The 775-nt window shown below is 51.0% G+C and carries 1 protein-coding gene; it reads left to right on the top strand.

Annotated elements, in window-relative coordinates; all coding sequences use genetic code 11:
* The coding region (locus H3H36_RS26770; RefSeq protein ID WP_220459868.1) for a hypothetical protein at window positions 1-480 on the top strand (480 nt) is incomplete at its 5' end.
* Window positions 481-775: the final 295 nt, after the last annotated feature.

The following is a 775-nucleotide window of genomic DNA, read 5'->3' as shown; positions in this document are numbered from 1 at the left end:
AACAGGACCGTGAAACAACTCTGCGCCGATGATAGTGCTGCAACCAGTGTGAAAGTAGGTTATCGTCAAGCTAGTTATTATGAAAAAACCCCGCTGACATGTGTCGGCGGGGTTTTTTTTCGTCCGTTTGTTCCTGCGCATTACCCCCTGCCCAGTGGTGCTATACCATCCACGTCCGACTACCGAAAAGGACGCGCCATGAATCCGCTCACCGAGTCAGCCAGGCAGGAAGGAATTTTGAGGGTTCCGCTCAATGCCATACTTGAACAGCATCGGGCAACCATTCTTGAGCGCCTGGCCAGTACGTCGGGCGACTTGGCAGGCGCCTTGAAGAGCGATGAGGCCGTGCGTAGCGTAGCCAGCTATTGTTATGAGTTCTTGCCCTGGCCGGTACGCATGGCCGTGAAGAAGCCAGCGTTCGTTGAGTTTGCACTTGCCCATCGGGAGCTGATCTTGGAAAAATTGGCGGCATGCAGATAATCCTTGCCAAAGGAGTGGCTGGTTTGCTATAGTTCGCCTCCCCGCAAAACGGCGCGTGTAGTGCGAGTTGAGCGGGATAGAAGAAGGGGTTGACGAAACGATCTAAACGCTTCATACTCTTTCTTCTTCGCGGCTGACAAACAAAACGCTTTGTCAACAACGCCGCAGGCAGTACCGAATAAAGTTCTTTAACAATTCACAGTCGATAAGTGTGGACGTTTGATGGAAGTGCACGCGGAGCTAGTCTCCGCGATACTTAAAATATCAAATGTTCACAAGAAATAAATGAAATAGG

It is taken from the genome of Rugamonas fusca, assembly GCF_014042365.1.
In the GTDB taxonomy this organism is placed as follows: domain Bacteria; phylum Pseudomonadota; class Gammaproteobacteria; order Burkholderiales; family Burkholderiaceae_D; genus Rugamonas; species Rugamonas fusca.
This window is presented reverse-complemented; position numbering and strand designations above follow the sequence as displayed.